General features: G+C 45.0%; 2 protein-coding genes. One reads left to right on the top strand and one right to left on the bottom strand.

The annotated features are described in order from the left end of the window. Window positions 1–181: 181 nt before the first annotated feature. A complete protein-coding gene (locus tag GC098_RS07275) occupies window positions 182–640 on the bottom strand; it encodes a TetR family transcriptional regulator (RefSeq protein WP_312880011.1) in 459 nt (152 codons plus the stop codon). Between the two features lie 98 nt (window positions 641–738). Here GC098_RS07275 and GC098_RS07270 point away from each other — a divergent pair, with 98 nt between their 5' ends. Further along, window positions 739–1,539, top strand: coding sequence for an N-acyl homoserine lactonase family protein (locus tag GC098_RS07270; protein ID WP_171642389.1), 801 nt, complete (start codon window positions 739–741; stop codon window positions 1,537–1,539). Window positions 1,540–1,882: the final 343 nt, after the last annotated feature.

The raw sequence follows: 1,882 nt of genomic DNA, 5'->3' as shown, positions 1-1,882 counted from the left end.
AAAGCAAGCTCCTCCACTATCGTTCTCCGTCAGCGCAATGAAGTCGATGTTTGTTCTTATCATTGTATTCCGATGATCCTCGTGTAGATAATTTACTTTTTGAAGTAATACAATTATAGACTGCATTTTCCTGCCCGTTAGCGCAATGACGGCTGCCCCGCCGCAGCCGTTTTGTGTTGAACTATCGTTCTGCGTTAGCGCAATGATCTAGCTTTATAAGATACGGTTCTCTCGCTTTTCCTCGCATGAGTTTGGCTGAAAACCCGTCTATTAATACACTCAATCCAATATGAAATTCATTCTCCCAATTGGTTTTTGTGGTATAGGAAGCTTGGTGAATCATATTCGGAAATCGTTCTTCAGGTAGTTGACGATAGAATTGGTCATACTGCTCACCCATTTCCTCGTATGAAGAATGATGGTTCCTTGCTTTTGCCTGTAGTTGAACCTCTTCGGCTACAAAGCCTTGTATGTGATTTTTCAGCATGTATATCCGGTCTGTAAGTAGCTGCATCAATTCTTCTTTGTTTTTGACATGATAATATAGGGATGCCGTTTTTACCCGCAATTTGTCCGCTATTTTCCTCATACTTAATTCTTTCAGGCCAATCTCGTCCAATAACAGAAGGGCGGCTTCAATGTTTCGAACTCGGTCAAGCCAATGCTCTCACCTCTTTTACTTGACAAGTATACCGCATTATTATAATCTAACACCATTAGATTAGGAGGTGACTTGCTGTGAATGTGTTCGCTAAATTGCATATTTTACACTGTGGATCTGTAAAGGTCGATCAACGATTAGCTTTTAAAACAGCGGAACTAACGGATGTTCCACCAGTAGGATCAAGAGCGGAAAAAGACCAACTCCTGCTCCCTGTTTCTTGCTATTTGATTGAACACCCAAAGGGAGATATTCTCGTTGATGCAGGTTGGAGCGAAGCGGTTCGTTCCGAGCCTGAGACGGCAATTGGACCCTACGCTTTTAAGATTTGCCATCCTCGTTTGCCCCCGGGACAATCCATTCGAGAACAATTGGAAGCAAGGAACAAACCGGTTCAGCAGCTCAGATATGTTTTGATAAGTCACATGGATGTCGATCATATCAGCGGCATTCATCATCTTAAAGGAGCACAATCTTTCATCGTTAGCGAGCCCGAATGGAATGCTGCTAAAGCCCATCAAAAGGCCAAGTGTCAGGGGGTCACGATTCACCCCTTTTCCCTTGATCCGATTCCATTCGGCCCCCTAAAACTGGGGAAAGACTTGTACGGCGACGAAAGCATTTACTTCATCCTGACTCCCGGCCATACAGATGGGTTGATCTCCGTTCTTGTGCGCGTTCAGGACGGTTGGGTACTGCTCGTCTCCGATGCTGCCTATTCCGCGATATCGTGGAGTGAGATGGTTCTGCCCGGTTACACAAGCGATGACGAAATGGCATCCCAATCTTTACAATGGATTCGTGAATTTTCTCAAAGAGATGATTGCATAGCGGTTATCGCCAATCACGATCCGCTCGTCAAGGAAGCCAGCCTTTGAGTGTTATAAGAAAATAGGATTTTACTGAGAGGAGATCATCAAAATGAAACTTAACCATTTGAATTTATGTGTAACTAGGGTTCTATGTCGAAACGATGATCGAGATCGATCAGTTCTATACGAAACTTGCGGCAGCCGGCATTGCATCGGAAAATGAGCCTAGAATGATAAGGGGTGGTTACACCCTGTATTTCAAGGCTCTGGGCGGAATTCTTTTTGAGGTGACCTGCTATAACCATTAGTAATGAGAGCCCTCCTGCTGCCCTAAGGACGGTGCGCCCCCTAGCAAATCTATGACTCTGGCCGACAGTATACCGGTGATCGTCACCAGCAAGTCGGCGGT

This window comes from Paenibacillus phytorum, from assembly GCF_013141715.1.
Classification (GTDB): Bacteria; Bacillota; Bacilli; order Paenibacillales; family NBRC-103111; genus Paenibacillus_E; species Paenibacillus_E phytorum.
The sequence above is the reverse complement of the archived record's forward strand: the minus strand, read 5'-3'. Positions and strand labels throughout refer to the sequence as shown.